The sequence below is a fragment of the Streptomyces sp. NPDC001492 genome, assembly GCF_053597275.1.
In genome coordinates, this window is sequence record NZ_JBSFHW010000119.1 from 1 (window position 1) to 1,293 (window position 1,293).

Below are 1,293 nucleotides of genomic sequence, written 5' to 3' on the forward strand. Positions count from 1 at the left end.
GAGAAATACCAGCTGCGCCCCCGCGACTGGGAAACGGCCGAACGCGAAGGCCGCACCATCACCCCCCTCATCACCCGGCTCAACACCATCCGACGGCGCCATCCGGCTTTCCAGCGCCTCAGGAACCTGCGCTTCCACCACACCGACAACGACATGGTCATCGCCTACAGCAAGACCACGGGCCAGGACACGGTCCTCGTCGTCGTCAACCTCGACCCGCACCACACCCAGGAGGCCACGGTCTCGTTGGACATGCCGCAACTCGGTCTGGAGTGGCACGCATTCATGTCCGCGCACGACGAACTGACGGGTGAGACCTATCACTGGGGCAGAACCAACTATGTGCGCCTGGATCCCGGGCGGGCCCCGGCACACGTGTTCCACATCCAGCAGTCGTCCGCGTAGCCACCGATCGGAGATTCAGAGCGACATGACTGTCAACCAGCCCGTCCCGGACACCTTCGAGGACACTCCCGCCAAGGACCGGGACCCGGAGTGGTTCAAGCGTGCCGTCTTCTACGAGGTCCTCGTCCGCTCCTTCCAGGACAGCAACGGCGACGGCATCGGCGACCTCAAGGGGATCACCGCCAAGCTGGACTATCTGCAGTGGCTGGGCGTCGACTGCCTGTGGCTGCCGCCCTTCTTCAAGTCACCGCTCCGCGACGGCGGTTACGACGTCTCCGACTACACCTCGGTCCTGCCCGAATTCGGTGACCTCGCCGACTTCGTCGAATTCGTCGACGCCGCCCATCAGCGCGGCATGCGCGTCATCATCGACTTCGTCATGAACCACACCAGCGACCAGCACCCGTGGTTCCAGGAATCGAGAAAAGACCCGGACGGCCCCTACGGTGACTATTACATGTGGGCCGATGACGACAAGCAGTATGCCGACGCGCGGATCATCTTCGTCGACACCGAGGTCTCCAACTGGACCTTCGATCCCGTCCGCGGGCAGTACTTCTTCCACCGCTTCTTCTCCCATCAGCCGGACCTCAACTACGAGAACCCGGCCGTCCAGGAGGAGATCCTGGCCGCTCTGCGCTTCTGGCTGGACCTGGGCATCGACGGATTCCGCCTGGACGCCGTGCCCTATCTGTACGCGGCCGAGGGCACCAACTGCGAGAACCTGCCCGCCACCCACGCCTTCCTCAGGCGCGTCCGCCGCGAGATCGACGCGATGTATCCGGACACCGTGCTGCTGGCCGAGGCCAACCAGTGGCCGGAGGACGTCGTCGACTACTTCGGCGATTTCCAGAGCGGCGGCGACGAATGCCACATGGCATTCCACTT

At 64.0% G+C, this 1,293-nt stretch carries 2 protein-coding genes; both read left to right on the forward strand.

Going from position 1 to position 1,293, the window contains the following annotated elements; genetic code table 11:
* On the forward strand, window positions 1-405 hold a 405-nt coding region (locus tag ACWC1K_RS50660; protein WP_450841002.1), incomplete at its 5' end, for an alpha-glucosidase C-terminal domain-containing protein.
* A 25-nt stretch (window positions 406-430) separates the two neighbouring features.
* Window positions 431-1,293: alpha-amylase family glycosyl hydrolase (locus tag ACWC1K_RS50665; RefSeq protein WP_450753558.1), on the forward strand; the 863-nt coding region annotated here is incomplete at its 3' end.